Here is a 17,563-nt window from a genome sequence, read left to right as displayed (position 1 = left end):
CGCCGTCGGGCTCGCCCTCGCGTTCGCCGCCCCGCCTGTCGTCGCGGACGCCTTTGTGCTCGCCGCCATCCTCACCTTCACGCTCGTCCGCACGCGGACCCACGGAAGTGACCGGCTTCAGATCGGCGTCGCCTCCCCGTGCGGGCGAGTGTTCCGTCTGATTCCGCTCCCCCGCCGGGCGGGCAGCCTCGGTCGGGCGACGGGACTCACCGCCGCCCCCGCCCTCCCTCGCGCCCTCGTCCTCCTCCTCGTCCTCCTCCTCGTCCTCCGGGAGCCACGCGTCGCTCCCGTCACTCCCGTCGCTCCCCCGCAGCACCTCCACATGGGCCTCGCGCATGGCGGGGCCGGGTTCGACGCCCAGTTCCTCGATCAGGCGGGCGCGCAGATCGCGGTGGACGGCGAGGGCCTCGGCCTGGCGGCCGGTGCGGTGCAGGGCGAGCATCAGCTGACGGTGGTACGCCTCGCGGAACGGATGCTCGGCGACGAGGGCCGACAGCTCGGGGACGAGGGCCGTCAACCGCGTTCCACCGAGGGCGAGTTCGGCGTCGTACCGCCACTTCAGCAGGATCAGCCGCGCCTCCTCCAGACGCGGCACCAGGGTGTGGCCGCCGAGGTCGGGCAGTCCGCTGAGCGGGGTGCCGCGCCACAGCGCGAGCGCCTTCGTGCAGGACCGTACGACGCCCGGCCAGTCCTGCCGGGCGTGCGCGGCGCGGGCGTCGGTGACCAGCGCGTCGAACACGTCCACGTCCAGCTCGCCCTGGTCGACGCGGAGCAGATAGCCCGGCGGCACGGATCTGAGCCGTTCGGGGTCGTCCAGGAGCCGGCGCAGCCGGGTGACATGGTTGTGCAGGGACGCCTGCGCGGAGGCCGGCGGCGCCCCGCCCCACAGCGCGTCCTTCAGCGACTCCACCGACACGACCCGGCCGGGCTCCAGCAGCAGCGCGGCGAGGAGGGCGCGCACCTTGGGGCTGCCGATGGCGCGGACGGCGGTGTCGGGTGCGCCCTCGCCGGGGACGGCATGGTCGAGGGCCGCGTGGCCGAACGTTACATGGCCAGGGGCCGTATGGCCGGGGGTGGCGTGCACCGCGTCGTACGGCGTCTCGTACGACCGTGTCCCGCCCGGGGTGTCGTACAACGGGCCTTCGTACAGCGGGTCGTCGTACGACGGGCGGTCGTAGAGGACCAGCGGACCCAGCAGTCCGAACCGCAGCTCGCGCCGCCCTTTCACGCCGCTTCACTGCCTTCCCGCGCCGGTCGGGGCCGACCGTGCTCCGCGGCGGGCGCGTGCCCGCCGTACTCCTGGCGGGAATCCATCCCGCAGGCGACGATTTCCCGCCACCTTCCGCGGGCGGTCCCCTGTCGCCGTCCGCGGGGCGATCGGCCCTGGTCAGTGGCCGTCCGGACATCCGGCCGCCGGTCCGCTCACCGGCCTGCCGCCGCTGCCGCCGGACGAGTTCCGGTCATCCGACCTGTCACGCACCGACGTTCCCTCGGCCACATGTTAGCGATCCGTTGGTGAGACTTGATGTGATCATTCCATCGGAACCGGCCCGACGGCGCGCGCGTCAGTCGCGTAACTCGGGGGAGTGTCGCCGCAGGTCGGATCCGGGGACGTGGGTGGTCCCGGTCGGCGGAGGTGAACGACCGGGACCCCGTCCCGCCTCCCCCTGCCCCGAGTGCTCAGATCACGGGCGGGCGGCCCAGCCCGGTCAGCCGCCACACCGTCCGCCAGCGCATCGGCCGGCGCTCCCCCGCCGGTTCCCGGACCCCCTCCAGGAACCCGCCGAACCATGCCTTGAGTCCGGCCGCGGAACGGGTGCGGGCGAGGGTGAGCAGGGTCCAGACCCCGAGGTGGACCGGGGTGAGCGGCAGCGGCAGCCGGCGCCGTACGAGCCAGACCCGGTTGCGGGCGTTGACGCGGTAGTAGATGGCGCGCCGGGCCGGGGAGGTCTTGGGGTGCTGGAGCAGCAGTTCGGGGCAGTAGCGGATCTTCCAGCCGGCGTCGGCGGCGCGCCAGGCGAGGTCGGTCTCCTCGTGCGCGAAGAAGAACTCGGCGGGCCAGTCCCCGGTCTCGGCCAGCATGGCCGTGCTCAGGGCGTGGCCGCCGCCCAGGAATCCGGTGACGTAGCCGCCGCGCAGCGGGTCGGAGCCGCCGATCCTGGGCACGTGCCGCTGCTGGGTCTCGCCGTGTTCGTCGGCGATGCGGAAGCCGACGATGCCGAGGCGCGGTTCGGCGGCGTACAGGTCCCGTACCCGGCGCAGCACATCGGCGTCGACGAGCAGCCCGTCGTCGTCCAGTTCCACGACGACGTCGACGTCCCCGAACTCCCGCAGCCGGGCGAGGGCGACATTGCGGCCACCCGGGTACGACCCCGCCGCGCAGCTCACCGCAGCCCTCGGCGAGGTGGCGGGCCGGCACCGGGTCCGGGTGCTCCTGCACACCACCCTGGAGCAGGCGGCGCGCCGAATCCCGCCGGCCGCGGCGACCCTCGTCCAGACCGCCGGGGGAGTGCTGCTGGAGACGCGCGCCGAGCGGTTCGACACCATGGCCGGCTATCTGGCGGGGCTCGGCTGCCCGCTCACCGTGCACCACCCGGCCGAACCCCGTGAGGCTCTCGCCCGGTTGTCCGACAGACTCGCGTCCAGCGCGGCATCGGGCGGGCGGGACATGGGGCCCGTGCGCGGACGATGAGACGCGCTGCCGGGGGCCTCGCCCTCCTTGAGGGCCCTCAGCAGCCGGACCCGTTACGGGATCACGCGGCGGCGCCGTGCCGTCCGCCGCGTCCCGATCGGAACACGGCGGACGGCACGGTTGCGGCACCGGCGTGTACGACGCCCGGGCCGTCGCCCCCTCAGCAGCCGATCGGCGCGGAGCCGACCGCCACGTCGTCGAACCACAGGGTGTCGTCACCGCCGCCGTAGCTCTCCCAGCCGAGTCGCAGGCCGGTGGGGCGCGGTGCGGTGGTGCGGGACAGCCACTGCTGGTCGATGTCCGCGGTGGGGACACCGTCCTGGTGCAGACCGGGAATCTGCTGGTCGCCGAGCCAGGTGTCCAGGTGGCCGTTCGACGTGTCGACCATGAAGCGCAGGCACTGCCAGCTGCCGGTGGGCAGCGGCGCGCTCTGCGCCACACCGGCCGGGCTCTGCGCGGGCAGGGTGGCGTCGTCGAGCTCGCGGTTCCACTGGAGGGCGCCGTTCTGGCCGCCGATGCGCAGCGCCTTGCCGCCCTGGGAGCTGTCGGGCACGGAGACGAAGGCGACGTGCCCGGCGGGGAGGGCGGTGGTGTGCCGTACCCACATACGGAGGTACACGGGCCCCACCGACGACAGGTCCGCCGTGGTGGCGACGAAGGCGTGGTTGCAGTACCCGGCCTTGCCGTCCACCCGGATCGACTTGCCGCCGCTGTGCGCGACGGAGGTGTCGACCGTGACCGTGCCGGTGCCCTGGCAGTCGGGCGCCGTGAACTGCCAGGCGCCGGAGGGCGTGGTCCCGCCCTGGTCCTCGAACCCGGTGCAGATCACGGCGCCACCGCAGCCACTGCTCGGCGGCGGGGTGGTCGGCGGGGTCGTGGTCGGCGTCCCCGGATCGGTCGGCGCCGTGGCCCCGCCGCAGGCCACCCCGTTCACCGCGAAGTCGCCCGGCGTGGGGTTCGCCGTCTGGTACGTCCCCTGGACCCCGAAGTCCGCGGAACCCCCCGTCGCCAGGGCGCCGTTCCACCCGGCGTCCGTGACGGTGACCGCCTTCCCGCTCTGCGAGGCGTCGGCGTTCCAGGCCGACGTCACCTGCTGATCGCCGCCGTACGTCCAGGTCAGCCGCCAACTCGTGACGGCGGGACCGAGGTTGGTGACCTTGATCGCGGCGGTGTATCCACCGGACCACTGATTGACGGCGTAGTCGACCCGGCAACCCGAGTCCGCCGCGGCGCTGCTGACCGGCGCCGCGACGAGGGCGGCCAGCAGCAGCCCGACGGCCGAGAACCCCGCCAGCACCGCCGATACCCAGGGGCGGTGCCGTAATCGCGGAACAAGAGTGCGCATGTCTACCTCCGAGCCAGTGGGTGGGAGGGTGCCGTTCCCAACTATGGGAGCGCTCCCACACATGAGAGCGACTCCGACCGGAGGCTGTCAATGCGTTGGACGTACGAGTCCCCGGCCGCGGCCGGGGACTCGGTGGCCGGCTGACTCAGAACAGGGCCGTGCCGCGTTCGAAGTCCAGCAGGCGGCGCTTGCGGTCCAGGCCGCCGCCGTAACCCGTGAGGCTGCCGTCACTGCCGACGACGCGGTGGCAGGGCACGATGATGCCGATCGGGTTGCGGCCGTTGGCGAGACCGACCGCGCGGGAGGCGCTGGGTTTGCCGAGGGCGTCGGCGAGCTGGCCGTAGCTGCGGGTCTCGCCGTAGGGGATGCGGACCAGCTGGTCCCAGACAGTGCGCTGGAACGGGGTCCCGCGCAGGTTGAGTTCGAGGGTGAACTCGCGCAGCTCGCCCGCGTAGTACGCCTCCAGCTGCTCCCGGGCGGCATCGAAACAGGGCAGGGAGTCGTCGCGGGGGCCGAAGTCCTCCTGGGGCGGACGGTGCCGCTGAGCGGTCATGTAGAGGCCGCACAGGGCGCCGTCGGCGGCGACCAGGGTGAGCAGACCGTACGGGCTGTCGGTCTCGGTGTGGCAGATCATCGTGGAACCCACTTACACGGGAAGGAAGTTGATCGGGTGGCTGTCGGTCGCCCACAGATACTGCACCGCGTACGCCCGCCACGGACGCCACGCCTCCGCACGCGCGATCAGCGCCGCGGGCGTCGACGGCAGCCCCAGCTCACCGGCCGCACGGCGGATACCGAGGTCGGTCGGCAGGAACGCGTCCGGATCACCGAAGGCACGCATGGCGATGACATCGACCGTCCAGGGCCCGAACCCCGGCAGCGCGAGCAGCCGGGCGCGGGCCTCGGCCCAGTCGGACTCCACTCCCAGGTGGAGGGTGCCGTCGGCGAGTTGACCCACCAGGGTGGTGAAGGTGGCGCGGCGGGTGCGGGGCATGGCCAGGGTCTCGGGGTCGAGGGCGGCCAGTGCCCGGGGCGTGGGGAAGAGGTGGGTGAGGCCGCCCTCGGGGTCGTCCACGGGTGTGCCGTGTGCGGTGACCAGGCGGGCGGCGTGGGTGCGGGCGGCGGCCGTGGAGACCTGCTGGCCGAGTACGGCCCGTACCGCGAACTCGGCCTCGTCCACCGTGCGGGGCACCCGGCGCCCCGGTGCCTTGTCGACCAGGGGGGCGAGCAGCGGGTCGGTGCGCAGGCGGTCGTCGACCGCGACCGGGTCGGCGTCCAGGTCGAGCATCCGGCGGCAGCGGCTGATCGCCACCGCGAGGTCGCGCAGGTCGCTGAGGGTGAGGCGGCAGGCGATGTGGTCCGGGCGCGGGGCGAGGGCGGCGATCCCGTGCCCGTACGGCAGCCGCAGCGTGCGGCGGTACGCGCCCTCGCGCCACTCCTCGACGCCGGGTACGGCGGTGGCGGCGAGGTGGCCGAAGAGGTTGTCCGGGTTGAGCGGGGCACGGAACGGCAGCCGCAGCGACAGCGTGCCCGGCGTGGTCTCGCCCGCCGCCCGCCCGGCCGGCACCCGCCGGCGCAGCTCGCTCGGGGACAGCGCGAAGACCTCACGGACGGTGTCGTTGAAAGCGCGGATGGAGGAGAAACCGGCCGCGAAGGCGATCTCCGCCATCGGCAGCGCGGTGGTCTCGATGAGCAGCCGCGCCGTCTGGGAGCGCTGAGCACGGGCCAGCGCCAACGGTCCCGCGCCCAGCTCCGCGAGCAGCTGCCGCTCCACCTGACGGGTGCTGTAACCGAGCCGGGCGGCCAGGCCCGGCACACCCTCACGGTCCACGACCCCGTCCGTGATCAACCGCATCGCACGGGCCACCAGATCAGCGCGCTGATTCCACTCCGGGGAACCAGGACTCGTGTCCGGACGGCAGCGCTTGCAGGCGCGGAACCCGGCCTGCTGACAGGCGGCCGCACTCGGGTAGAACGTCATGTTCGCAGGCTTGGGCGGAACCACAGGACAACTGGGCCGGCAGTAGATCCGGGTGGTCAGCACGGCCGTGTAGAACCACCCGTCGAACCGCGCGTCCTTCGACTGCACGGCACGCACACAATGCTCCCGGTCGAACCGCGTCACTGTCTCCATGCCTCCAGGATGACCAGGACCGAAGCAGCACGCTGGCGGAAATCCGACATGAGCGTGGGCCCCCGGACAGCGCGGCCGGCACGGCCCAGGACGCCTGGCGATGACGCCTTGTCACACCTTCTCGTCCACCGGACGGTAGACGCTCAGCTCCCGTGCGGTCATCTCGTCGAGGACGCGCTGCCATTCAAGGACATTCTGCTCCAGCCATTCCCGTTGCATGGACAGCTCGACGCAGTAAGCCGGCACGCTTTTCTCACACGCGCGCCGTGCCTCTTCTTTCCGCGCCTCGACTTCCTCGCGGCTGAGCCCCGCAGCCCGCTCCCGCACTTTCCTGCGTACCGCCTCATCGGACTCGAACATTCTTCTTCCCCATTCAGTAGCGGGTCTCACCGGGGCACCCAGAGAAACAGCGGGAGAGGCCGCTGTCTAGCGGATTTGCGACGTCAACCATCCAGATACGGGGAAGCCTCTCTCTGGTGCGGACAGATGTGCGACTCGGCTAAGTCGTCGCGGACCGAAGAGGCTCCACGGCGCTCCACAGCCTCCAGGGCACCCCATCTGAACTGCGGGTACGCGGCATCGGGCGCCAGCACGGACGGGTCTCTGCCACGTCCGGGTGACGGCGGGGCTGTTGTTGATGTCGAGAACCTGCCAGAGGATGACGCCTGTTCCTGCTGGACTGGTGGACACACTCCGCATGTGCAGCCCAACTCAGGACGGAATTCATGTCCACAACAACCACCCCTTCTGTCCAATCCCCCGCACCATCAGGCCGCTCGCCCTTGATTTCCTGGCTGGCCGTCATTTCCGTGATGCTGGGGATCTTCGCCATCGTCACCACCGAAATCCTGCCGATCGGCCTGCTCACCTCGATCGGATCGAGCTTCACCATCTCGGACGGAATGGCTGGTCTCATGATGACCATGCCCGGGTTCCTGGCCGCGATTTCGGCCCCGCTGGTCACGGTGACCACGGGGCGGATCGACCGACGGGTCATGCTGGGTGTGTTCATCCTCCTGTTGGCGCTGGCCAATTTCCTCGCCGCCGTCGCGCCGAACTATTGGCTGGTCCTCGTCTCCCGCGTCATGGTGGGGGTTACCATCGGCGGCTTCTGGTCCATCGGGGCCGGCCTGGCCGGGCAGCTGGTGCCCGCCAAGTCCGTGGGCCGCGCGACCTCGGTGATCTTCTCCGCGGTGCCGCTCGGCTCGGTGCTCGGGGTACCGCTGGGCACGTTCATCGGTGATGTCGCGGGCTGGCGGATCGCCTTCCTCGCCATGGGCGGCTTCACGCTGGCCGTCCTCGCCCTGCTGCTGGTGGTGGTCCCGCCGCTCCCCGCCGACCAGGCGACCCGCCTCGACGTCCTCGGCGGCATGCTCCGCAGTGTCAACACCCGCTTCGCCCTGGTCATGACCTTCCTCGTCGTGCTCGCCCACTTCGGCACGTACACCTACGTCACACCGTTCCTGGAGCAGGTGACCCACGCGGGCTCGGGGCTCATCACGGTCTACCTGCTCATCTACGGAGCGGCCGGCATCGCCGGCAACTTCTTCGGCGGATCCACGGTGGGGCGCTATCCGCGGGCCACCTTCGCCGCGGCCGCCGCGCTGATCGCCGCCGCGACCCTGCTCCTGCCCGTCCTCGGCACGTCGGACGCCGGAGCGGTGGCCCTGCTGATCGTCTGGGGCGCCGCCTACGGAGCCGTGCCGGTCTGCTCCCAGACCTGGTTCTCCAAGGCCGCGCCCGACTCCCCCGAGGCGTCCTCCGTCCTGTTCACCGCCTCCTTCCAGGCCACCATCTCCATCGGAGCCCTGGTCGGAGGGGCTGTCCTGGACCGCTCCTCACCCTCGACCGTCATGACGCTGGGCGGCCTGGCCGCCGTCCTGATGGTGCTCGTGGCCTGGGCCCACCGGGCAGGGAAGTACACCTGGCCCAAGGCCTCGTAGCCGCACCGCGCCGAGTCCGGCCGGCCTGCCCGGCATCCGCCCCACAGCGTTCAACCGCTCGTCCGGTCGCCCCGCCCCGGCGGCCGGGCGGGCGGCGCCTCCCCGTCCCTTCCTCGGACCACCTCGATGAGCCAGGTGCTCACCACCGCCTATCTAAGGAGACCGTCGCTTATGTGCGGCATTGCGGGCTGGATAGATTACGGGCGCGACCTCACCCAGGAGCGCGCCATCGTCGACGCCATGACGCAGACGATGGCGTGCCGCGGTCCTGACGCCGAAGGGGTGTGGATCGACCGGCACGCCGCCATCGGGCACCGCCGGCTCTCCGTCATCGACCTGGAGGGCGGGCGTCAGCCGATGGCCGCCGAGCGGGACGGGCGTACGTTGGCGGTGCTGACCTTCAGCGGCGAGATCTACAACTACCGCGAGCTGAGGGCGGATCTGATCTCCCGCGGACACCGCTTCCGCACCGAGAGCGACACCGAGGTGGTCCTCCAGGGGTACCTGGAGTGGGGCGAGGGCGTCGTCGACAAGCTCAACGGCATGTTCGCCTTCGGCATCTGGGACGTCCGGACCCAGGAACTGCTCCTGGTACGTGACCGGATGGGCGTCAAGCCGCTGTACTACTTCCCCACCGCGGACGGCGTCCTGTTCGGCTCGGAGCCCAAGGTCATCCTCGCCAACCCGGAGATCCCGCGCCGGGTGAACACGAACGGCCTGCGCGAACTGCTCGACATGGTGAAGACCCCCGAGCACGCCATCTTCACCGGCATGCACGAGATCCGGCCGGGACACACGGTCCGCGTCCGCCGCCAGGGGCTCGTCAAGCGCCGCTACTGGGCACTTGAGGCCCGAGAGCACACGGATTCCCTCGAGACGACCATCGACACGGTCCGGGGGCTCCTCGAGGACACCGTCAGTCGGCAGCTCATCTCCGACGTACCGCTGTGCAGCCTGCTGTCCGGCGGGCTGGACTCCTCCGCCGTCACCGCGCTGGCGGCCAAGGCGCTGGCCGCCGAGGGCGCCGGACCGGTGCGGTCGTTCTCGGTCGACTTCGTCGGCGCCGCGGAGAACTTCGTCCCGGACCCGCTGCGGAGCACCCCGGACGCCCCGTTCGTCCGCGACCTGGCCCAGCACGTGGCGGCGGAGCACAAGGAGATCCTGCTCAACAGCGACAACCTGAGCGACCCCGACGTCCGGGCCGCGGTCCTCGCCGCCACCGACCTGCCGCCCATGTGGTACGGCGACCTGTGGCCCTCCCTCTACCTTCTCTTCAAGGCGGTACGGGAGCGGTCCACCGTGGCCCTGTCCGGTGAATCGGCCGACGAACTCTTCGGCGGGTACAGCTGGTTCCACGACCCCGAGGTCCTCACGGCCGAGACGTTCCCCTGGCTGACCACGACACCGGGACCCTTCTACGACGGGACCCCGCTGTTCGACGGGGGGCTGCTGAGCACGCTCGATATCCCCGGCTACCGGCGGTCGAGCTACGGCGACGCCATCGCCGAAGTGCCGGTCCTGCCGGGCGAGACGGGCCTGGAGAAGCGGATGCGGGAGATCAGTTACCTCAACCTGACGCGCTTCCTCAACACCCTCCTCGACCGCAAGGACCGTATGAGCATGGCGGTCGGTCTTGAGGTCCGCGTACCGTTCTGCGACCACCGGCTGGTGGAGTACGTGTTCAACGCCCCGTGGGCCATGAAGACCTTCGACGGGCGGGAGAAGAGCCTGCTGCGTGCGGCCACCCGCGACGTGCTGCCCGAGTCGATCGTGCAGCGGGTGAAGGCGCCGTACCCGAGCACGCAGGACTCCGGGTACGAGAAGAAGCTCCGCGACCGGCTCGCGGAGGTGCTCGGCGGCGGCGACGCACCCATCCTGCCGCTCCTCGACAAGGAGCGGGTCCGCGGCCGCCTCGACGGCAGCATCAGCACCGCCAGCACCCAGATCACCCGGATCGACCTGGAGGTTCCGCTCTGGCTCAACGCCTGGCTGGAGTCCTACGGCGTCACGGTCGACCTGTGAGCGCGGATTCCGCATAGCCGTGCGGTCCGCCGACCGCACGGCACCTACTCTCCCGGTGGCCTCTGAATCCCCCGTCGGGGCCACCGGGTCTCTTCACGTGAGCGAACGACGCGGTATCCGGCTCCGATCACCCGGAAGGCATTCCACGATGGCCGCTGCGAGACCGTACCCTCCGTCCGCGCGATCGGCTCCGCCGCCGGACGACCGGCCCGGCGAAGTGGCCGAACTGGCCGCCCACCTGGGCCGTCTCATCGGTCGGTTACGGGCCCTGGATCTGAGCGGTGTGGCCCCGGCTCCCGTCTTCCGGGCCCCGGCCGGTCCCGCTCCCACCACCCCGGGGCCCCTCGATGCAGCCCTTTGAACTCACCATCGAGCACGCGGCGGCGGCCATCGCGGCACGCACCCTGTCCCCCGTCGAACTCGTCGACTCCGTGCTGGACCGGTGCGAGGCGGTCGAGCAGCGGCTGCACGCGTACGTCACGGTCGTGGCGGACCGCGCACGCCAGGACGCGCGGCGGGCGGAGAAGGAGATCCGCGACGGTCTCCATCGCGGACCGCTGCACGGCATCCCGTACGGCCTCAAGGATCTGTTCGATGTCTCCGGGATCCCGACCACGGCCAGTTCCCGCGTCTGGGCGGACCGTATGCCCGACGGGGACAGCACGGTGGCCACGCGGCTCACGGCCGCCGGCGCGATCCTGATCGGCAAGACCCACACCCACGAGTTCGCCTACGGACTGCTCACTCCGCAGACAGCCAATCCTTGGCACGCGGATGCCATCGCCGGAGGGTCGAGCGGCGGTTCGGCGGTCGCGGTGGCGGCCGGGTCGGCGCTGTTCGCGCTGGGTACCGACACCGGAGGCTCGATCCGCATCCCGGCGGCGCTCAACGGCATGGTCGGCCTGAAGCCCACGTACGGTCTGGTCTCCCGGCACGGGGTGGCGCCCCTGGCGTGGTCCCTGGACCACGTCGGCCCCATCGCCAGGACCGTCCGGGACACCGCCACCGTCCTGAGCGCGCTGGCCGGCCACGATCCGTCCGACCCCGCCAGCGCCACCGCTCCGGCCCACTCGCCCGCGGCACACCCGGCGGGCCCGCGGGGGCTGCGGGGGCTGCGCGTCGGCGTGCCCGACACCTATTACTTCGACCGTGTCGATCCGCAGGTGGAGGCGGCCGTCCGGGAAACGGTCGAGCTGCTGCGGAAGCTCGGGGCCGCGGTGACGCCCGTGAAGCTGCCCCTGGTCGAGCACATGGAGGCCACGCAGTGGGGCCTGATGGCCCCCGAGGCGTCGGCGGTCCACGAGGAGACCCTGCGCGCGGCGCCCCACCTCTACGGCCCGGACATCCGGCTGCTTCTGGAGGCGGGAAGCCAGGTGTCCGCCCTGGACTACCTGCGCGCCCAGCGCACCCGGTCCCTCATCAGCGACGCCTGGATCCGGCTCTTCGGCAGCATCGACGTGCTGATCGCCCCCACCTCCCCCATCACGGCGGCACGGCGCGGCCAGGAGACCGTGCGCTGGCCGGACGGCGTGACCGAGACGGTCACCGACGCCTACGTCAGGCTCTCCTCCCCCGCCAACATCACCGGATTCCCCGCGCTCTCCCTGCCGGTCGGCAGGGACTCCGCAGGACTCCCCATCGGTGCCCAGTTGATCGCCGCGCCCTTCTCGGAGTCCGTCCTCTTCCGGGTGGGAACAGTCATCGAGGAACAGCGCACGGACGCGGGCGTGCCCCGGACGGTCGCCATCCACGATTCCTCAGACTCCTGAGGCAGCACCCGGAGGCTTACTCGTGAACCCTGAGTTCGTTCCGTCCCCCGAGGTACTCCCCGAGGCCTTCTACCACGAGCTGGGGGGCGGCCGGTACGAGAGCACCCCAGCCACCGCGGGCCCGTGGAGCGCGAAGTCCCAGCACGCCGGGCCCCCTTCGGCCCTGGTGGGGCACGCGATGGAGCGGCACGTCCCCCGGCCGGGCATGAGGATCGCCCGTATGACCGTGGAGCTGTTGCGGCCGGTGCCGGTCGGGGACCTGACGGTCACGGTGCGCACGGTCAGGTCCGGCGGCAGCGTCGAGGTCCTCGAAGGGGAGATCACGGCGGTCGGCGAGACGGTGCTGCTGGCCCGGGCCTGGAGGCTGGTCGCCAGCCCGCCGTACACGCCCTCGCTGGGGCCCGTCCCGCCCGCCCCGGCCCTGCCAGGACCGCAGCCGCCGCACACCATGGCGGACGCCCATCTGGACGGCTACATCGCGGCGATGGAGTGGCGGTTCGAGGACGGCCGGGGCTTCGACTCGCTCGGTCCTGGCACCGCCTGGGCCCGCCAGCGGATCCCCCTGGTGGCCGGTGCCCCGGACTCTCCGCTGACCAGGGCGCTCACGGTGGCCGACAGCAGCTGGGCCGTCGGCTTCGAACTGGACCACCACACGAATCTCGTCATCAACACCGATGTGACCCTCGCCCTGCACCGCGATCCCGTCGGGGAATGGCTGTGCCTGCGCTCGCACACCGAGGCCGGCCCCGGCGGTTCGGGGCTGGCCCTCGGGCAGCTCGACGACGAACTGGGGAGCTGCGGGCGGGTGTTGCAGACCTTGCTGGTCACCGAACGGCGCGACCGGCCGTGACCGGCCGCGCCGGGAGGCCGCCCCACGGCGGAGCGCGGCGCGCGCCCCGCCGGGTGCCGTCCGGACCCGGGAGGTCAGCCGGGCCATTCGACGAGCAGGCTCCGTGGGCCGCGGAAGGAGACGTTGGCGGGGAAGTCGAAGTCCTGGTCCTGCGTCAGCCGCATGTCCGGCGCCCGCTGCGCCAGCAGATCGAGGGCGATCCGGGCTTCCATCCGCGCCAGCGGCGCCCCGATGCAGTAGTGGATGCCCTTGCCGAAGGCGAGGTGGCGACGGGAGTCGCCCCGGTGGATGTCGAAGGTCTCCGGGTCCTCGAAGTGCTTCGGGTCCCGGTTGGCCGCGCCGAGCAGGATGAGGACCTTGGCCTCGGCGGGGATCTCGACCCCGCCGACGTCCACCGCCCGGGTGGTGACACGCCGCCAGGCGGGGATGCTGCTGTCGTAGCGCAGCAGCTCCTCGACCGCCTTGGAGATGAGTCCGCGGTCGGAGCAGATCGCGGCCCACTGCTCGGGGTTGGCCAGCAGCTGGCGGATCGCGTTGCCGGTGAAGCTGGTCGTGGTCTCATGGCCGGCGAAGCTGAGCCCGTAGGCGACGTTGGTGATGTCTTCGAGCGACAGCGCGTCGGGGTTCTCCTCGCGGATCCGGATCAGGTCGCTGGTGAAGTCGTCCACCGGACGCGCGGCCCGCTCGGCCACGAAGTTCTCGCAGTACTCCCAGTAGTGCGTCATGTTCGTGGCGATCTCGCGCTGCTCGTCGCCGCTCGGACGGCCCCAGCTGAACGCGATGCGGTTGCCGCACCAACTCTTCAGCATGTCCATGTCCTCATCCGGGAATCCGATGAACGTGAAGATCATGTACGCGGGCAGCGGATAGGTCAGCGCGCTCACCAGGTCCACCTGTCCGGGCTTGATGGCGTCCACGAGTTCCGTGGCCTTGGCCCAGACTTTCGGCTCCAGCGCGGCGATCCGCCGCGGTGAGAAGCCTGTCATGTTGTGCTTTCGAATGCGGGTGTGCCGGGGCGGGTCGCAGTCCGACATCACCGGATAGGCGCGAAACCCTTTCTTCAGAATATCCTGCGCCTCCGCCGACATGGGGAAGACCGGCTTCTGTCCGACCGCCGCGGAAAACGTTCCCGGGTCCTTGAGAACAGCCTCGATGTCGTCGTACCGGGTTATCACCCACATATCGATGGCCGCCGCATAGAACGCCGGAGCTTCCTCCCTCACCGCGGTATGTATCGGATACGGGTCGGCTATGTATTCGTCGCCAAGCGGGTCGAAACCGTGATGCACCGGGCATCCCGTAGTCGCATCCATCGGCGTCATTGCACAACCTCCTCGACTTGGTTCCACAAGTCTCCGCCATGACCGTCGAATTGAAAACGGAAGAATCATGAAGCGTGTTATGGGATTCCCTAATGACTGAACGGATCAGTCTGCGCCGGCTGCACGCCTTCGTGGCCTGTGCCGAGGCCGGAACCATGACGGGAGCGGCGCGGCAACTGTTCGTGTCGCAAGGGGCGGTGTCGGTCGCGATCGCCCAGCTGGAACGCCAGATCGGTGTGCAGCTGCTCCTTCGTTCCAAGGCGAAGGGGCTCACGCTCACCGACGCCGGCCGGCGCCTTTTGCCGGACGCCCGGGCCCTGCTGGCCCGGGCCGACGAACTTCAGGCGGGAATGCGGGACTTGGGGCACGCCCCGTCGGGCCGTCTGGTGATCGGCTGCTTCACCACCATTGCCCCGTTCCTGCTGCCCCGGGTCCTGGAGGAGTTCCAGGCCAGCCACCCCCGGGTGACCCTGGACTTCGTGGAGGGCTCCCTCACCGATCTCCAGCAGCGCCTGCTGGAAGGGGAATGCGAGGTGGCCGTTCTCTACGGCGTCGACATACAGGCCGGCATCGACTACGACACGCTCTACCCGACCACGCCGTACGTCCTGCTGCCGGCCGCTCATCCACTGGCGGCGAAGGGGGAGATCCGGCTGGCCGACCTCGCCGACCACGACATGATCGCGCTCGATGTCCCGCCCAGCCTGCGCTACTTCAATGAGGTGCTGAGCTCCGCCGGGGTGTCCCCCCGCATCCGGCACCGCACGGAGAGCTTCGAAATGGTGCGGAGCCTCGTCGCCCGGGGTGTCGGCTACTCGCTGCTCATCCAGCGCCCCATCGCGGACGTCAGCTACGAGGGGCGCGGCCTGGTGATCCGCCGGATCCAGGACGACGTACGACCGCTGGATGTCGTGCTGGCCCGGCCCGCGGGTGTCCGGCTGACGGGCCGGGCCGCCGCCTTCACCGCGTTCTGCCACGCCTCGGCGGCGCGCCGGTAGCGAAGTGCCGGACCGCGGCCGCCGCGCGACGGCCGCGGTCCGCCGGGACACGCGTACTCCCCCGCTCCGGGTGCGGAGCGGGGGAGTACGGGTGGAACGGGCACTCCGGCGGAGCGGCGACGGCGCGCGTTCCCTACGGCGTCAGGCGTACAAAACGCGCGGACGCCTCGTCGAGCGCGGCCACGAGGCGGTGCACGAGGGAGTCCGGGACGTCGCTGTCGACGGACATGGCCGCCATCGCCCTGCCGTCGGACCGGGCGACCGCCATATCGGCGATGTTGACGCCGGCGGTACCGAGGATCTGTCCCGCCTTGCCGATGGCCCCGGGTTCATCGGTGTACCAGAGGAAGAGCATGCGGCCCGTCAGGCCCAGATCGATCTCGTGCTCCCCGACCTCCACGAGCTTGTGGGTGCGCTTTTGACCGGACAGCGCGCCGGCCACGGCCAGGGACGTGCCATCGGGCAGTACGCCGCGGATCGCGAGGGCGCTGCACTGGGCGGGGCTCTCGGAACTGGTCGCGAAGCGCACGAAGACACCGGTCTCGCGAGCGAGCTCCGCCGCGTTCACCAGCGAGAGCGGCAGGGGGGTGAGCCGGGCGAGGACCCCTTTGAGCACGCCGGCCCGCAGGACCGTCACGTCATGGCGGGTCACCTCGCCGCGGACCTCGACCTCCAGTTGCGTGACCGTCCGGCGTCCCGCGAGTTCCGTGAAGAGGCGGCCGAGGTCGTCGGCGAGCGCCAGGTAGGGACGCACCTCGTCCGCGACGGGGCCGCCCGGGGCGTTCACCGCGTCGGGCACCAGTTCCCCCTCAAGGACCCGGCGCACCGCGTGGGCCACGGCCGTCCCTGCTCTCTCCTGCGCCTCGTGGGTCGAGGCACCGAGATGCGGGGTGACCACCACGTTGTGCAGTCCGAACAGCGGGGAGGCGGTGCACGGCTCCACCGCGAACACGTCCAGCCCGGCTCCGGCGACGCGTCCGTCCTTCAGCGCCGCGGCCAGCGCGTCCTCGTCCACGATGCCGCCGCGCGACGCGTTGACGATCCGCACGGAGCTCTTGACGAGGGCCAGTTCGCGCTCGCCGATGAAGCCGGCCGTCTCCGGTGTCCTGGGCAGGTGCACGGTGACGAAGTCGGCCTGCCGGAGCAGTTCGTCGAGCGGGACGAGACGTGCGCCCGCGTGCAGGGACCGCTCCTTCGTGGCGTAGGGGTCGTGGGCGAGGATCCGCATGCCGAACGCGGACATCCGCTGCGCCACCAGGGTGCCGATGCGGCCGAGCCCGATGACGCCCAGGGTCTTGTCCGCCAGTTCGACACCGGTGTACTTCCGGCGGTCCCACGCGCCGCTCTTGAGCGAGAAATCGGCCTGCGGGATGGTGCGGGCGGTGGACAGCAGCAGTCCGCAGGCGAGTTCGGCGGCGCTGACCACGTTGGCCCGGGGGGCGTTGACGACCAGGACGCCGGCCTTGGTGGCCGCCGGGACCTCGATGTTGTCCAGGCCGACGCCGGCCCGTGCCACCACCCTGAGACGGCGCGCGGCGTCGATCACCTGGGCGTCCACCCGGGTGGCGCTGCGCACCAGCAGGGCGTCCGCGTCGGCGACGGCGGCCAGCAGCGCCGCCCGGTCGGTCCCGTCGCAGTGCCGGACGTCGAGGTCCGGGCCGAGCGCGGTGATCGTGGCGGGCGAGAGTTCTTCGGCTATGAGGACTGCGGGCTTGGCCATGGTGAGAACTCGATCCGTGAAAGGCGCGCGGGGCGGAAGGGTCGAAGGGGACGGCGGAAGCGGTACCGGCGGCGATCGGCTCAGGTGGTGGACGGCGCGGGAACGGCGTCCACCACCGCGTGGTCGGCGGCGAGCGGGGCATGACCGCGCGCACCGCCGGGAAGGCCCAGGCCGTCGAAGACCTCCCGGTCCGCCGTGCGGAAGGCGCTGAGCTCCTCCGGCAGATCGTCCTCGTAGAAGACCGCCTCGACGGGGCAGACCGGCTCGCACGCCCCGCAGTCCACGCACTCGTCCGGCTGGATGTACAGCTTGCGCGGGCCCTCGTAGATGCAGTCGACCGGGCACTCCTCCAGACATGCCTTGTCCTTGATGTCCACGCAGGGTTGAGCGATGACGTATGCCATGGGTGTCTCCGGTGTCAGCGTTCGGTCGGGGGTCAGCCGGCCACGGTCCAGGTGTCGTTGCCCGCGAGCAGCGCGCCCAGGTCGCCCTTGCCGTGCAGTTCGTGGGCCGCGTCGAGCTGGTCGGCCATCAGCGTGTCGTAGACGGGGCGTGCCACCGACCGGAAGATGCCGATGGGGGTCCGGTGGAGGGTGTCGGGGTCGGCGAGCCGGGAGAGGGCGAAGGCCGTCGCGGGCGAGGCGGCGTGGGCGTCGTGGACGAGGACGCGGGACTCGTTCTCGTCGGTGTCGGTGACGACCGCGAGGTCGCCGGTGGCCGGGTCGCGGACGACCGCCTTGCCGAGCCCGGCCCCGAAGCGGATCGGCT

Annotated in this window: 15 protein-coding genes and 1 pseudogene; 6 read left to right on the top strand and 10 right to left on the bottom strand. The window is 71.3% G+C overall.

The window, feature by feature from the left end; all coding sequences use genetic code 11:
* The coding region (locus CCN72_RS27075; protein ID WP_143664211.1) for an AfsR/SARP family transcriptional regulator at window positions 1–1,228 on the bottom strand (1,228 nt) is incomplete at its 3' end.
* A gap of 452 nt (window positions 1,229–1,680) precedes the next feature.
* Complete coding sequence (locus CCN72_RS27070) at window positions 1,681–2,388, bottom strand: glycosyltransferase family 2 protein (RefSeq protein ID WP_244174480.1); 708 nt, start codon at window positions 2,386–2,388, stop codon at window positions 1,681–1,683.
* Between the two features lie 16 nt (window positions 2,389–2,404).
* Between CCN72_RS27070 and CCN72_RS39180 the strand changes: the two genes are divergently transcribed.
* Complete coding sequence (locus tag CCN72_RS39180) at window positions 2,405–2,692, top strand: WCX domain-containing protein (RefSeq protein ID WP_158101419.1); 288 nt, start codon at window positions 2,405–2,407, stop codon at window positions 2,690–2,692.
* Window positions 2,693–2,852: 160 nt separating this feature from the next.
* On the opposite strand, the gene CCN72_RS27060 is transcribed toward CCN72_RS39180, so the two are convergent.
* The 4 genes from CCN72_RS27060 to CCN72_RS27045 all read right to left on the bottom strand — a co-directional run bounded on the left by CCN72_RS27060 (window position 2,853) and on the right by CCN72_RS27045 (window position 6,531).
* A complete protein-coding gene (locus tag CCN72_RS27060; protein ID WP_086810405.1) occupies window positions 2,853–4,037 on the bottom strand; it encodes a cellulose-binding domain-containing protein in 1,185 nt (394 codons plus the stop codon).
* Between the two features lie 145 nt (window positions 4,038–4,182).
* A complete protein-coding gene (locus CCN72_RS27055) occupies window positions 4,183–4,671 on the bottom strand; it encodes a methylated-DNA--[protein]-cysteine S-methyltransferase (protein WP_086810409.1) in 489 nt (162 codons plus the stop codon).
* 12 nt (window positions 4,672–4,683) lie between these two features.
* Window positions 4,684–6,171, bottom strand: a complete 1,488-nt coding sequence (locus tag CCN72_RS27050) for an AlkA N-terminal domain-containing protein (protein WP_086810403.1) — start codon at window positions 6,169–6,171, stop codon at window positions 4,684–4,686.
* 111 nt (window positions 6,172–6,282) lie between these two features.
* A complete protein-coding gene (locus CCN72_RS27045) occupies window positions 6,283–6,531 on the bottom strand; it encodes a hypothetical protein (protein ID WP_086810402.1) in 249 nt (82 codons plus the stop codon).
* A 365-nt stretch (window positions 6,532–6,896) separates the two neighbouring features.
* Between CCN72_RS27045 and CCN72_RS27040 the strand changes: the two genes are divergently transcribed.
* The 4 genes from CCN72_RS27040 to CCN72_RS27025 all read left to right on the top strand — a co-directional run bounded on the left by CCN72_RS27040 (window position 6,897) and on the right by CCN72_RS27025 (window position 12,755).
* Entirely contained in the window at window positions 6,897–8,114 is a 1,218-nt protein-coding gene (locus tag CCN72_RS27040; RefSeq protein ID WP_051850774.1) for an MFS transporter, read from the top strand.
* Window positions 8,115–8,285: 171 nt separating this feature from the next.
* Complete coding sequence (gene asnB, locus CCN72_RS27035) at window positions 8,286–10,136, top strand: asparagine synthase (glutamine-hydrolyzing) (protein WP_086810400.1); 1,851 nt, start codon at window positions 8,286–8,288, stop codon at window positions 10,134–10,136.
* A 347-nt stretch (window positions 10,137–10,483) separates the two neighbouring features.
* Window positions 10,484–11,905, top strand: a complete 1,422-nt coding sequence (locus CCN72_RS27030) for an amidase (RefSeq protein ID WP_086810398.1) — start codon at window positions 10,484–10,486, stop codon at window positions 11,903–11,905.
* A 22-nt stretch (window positions 11,906–11,927) separates the two neighbouring features.
* Complete coding sequence (locus CCN72_RS27025; RefSeq protein ID WP_086810396.1) at window positions 11,928–12,755, top strand: thioesterase family protein; 828 nt, start codon at window positions 11,928–11,930, stop codon at window positions 12,753–12,755.
* Window positions 12,756–12,829: 74 nt separating this feature from the next.
* Here the strand turns inward: CCN72_RS27025 and CCN72_RS27020 are convergent, their stop codons facing one another.
* Window positions 12,830–13,741 carry a cytochrome P450 gene (locus tag CCN72_RS27020; RefSeq protein ID WP_244174478.1) on the bottom strand — a complete coding sequence of 304 codons (912 nt, stop codon included), beginning with the start codon at window positions 13,739–13,741 and terminating at the stop codon, window positions 12,830–12,832.
* Between the two features lie 428 nt (window positions 13,742–14,169).
* Between CCN72_RS27020 and CCN72_RS27015 the strand changes: the two genes are divergently transcribed.
* Window positions 14,170–15,075 carry a LysR family transcriptional regulator gene (locus tag CCN72_RS27015; RefSeq protein ID WP_085565876.1) on the top strand — a complete coding sequence of 302 codons (906 nt, stop codon included), beginning with the start codon at window positions 14,170–14,172 and terminating at the stop codon, window positions 15,073–15,075.
* A gap of 133 nt (window positions 15,076–15,208) precedes the next feature.
* Here the strand turns inward: CCN72_RS27015 and serA are convergent, their stop codons facing one another.
* The 3 genes and pseudogenes from serA to CCN72_RS27000 form a co-directional block, all read right to left on the bottom strand.
* Window positions 15,209–16,795, bottom strand: a complete 1,587-nt coding sequence (gene serA, locus CCN72_RS27010) for a phosphoglycerate dehydrogenase (RefSeq protein WP_086810392.1) — start codon at window positions 16,793–16,795, stop codon at window positions 15,209–15,211.
* Window positions 16,796–16,875: 80 nt separating this feature from the next.
* Window positions 16,876–17,199, bottom strand: coding sequence for a ferredoxin (gene fdxA, locus CCN72_RS27005; protein ID WP_086810390.1), 324 nt, complete (start codon window positions 17,197–17,199; stop codon window positions 16,876–16,878).
* Between the two features lie 32 nt (window positions 17,200–17,231).
* Window positions 17,232–17,563, bottom strand: a pseudogene (locus tag CCN72_RS27000) (2-oxoacid:ferredoxin oxidoreductase subunit beta); the annotation flags it as partial.

Origin of the sequence: Streptomyces murinus, assembly GCF_002154555.1 — a bacterium.
Classification (GTDB): Bacteria; Actinomycetota; Actinomycetes; order Streptomycetales; family Streptomycetaceae; genus Streptomyces; species Streptomyces murinus.
This window is presented reverse-complemented; position numbering and strand designations above follow the sequence as displayed.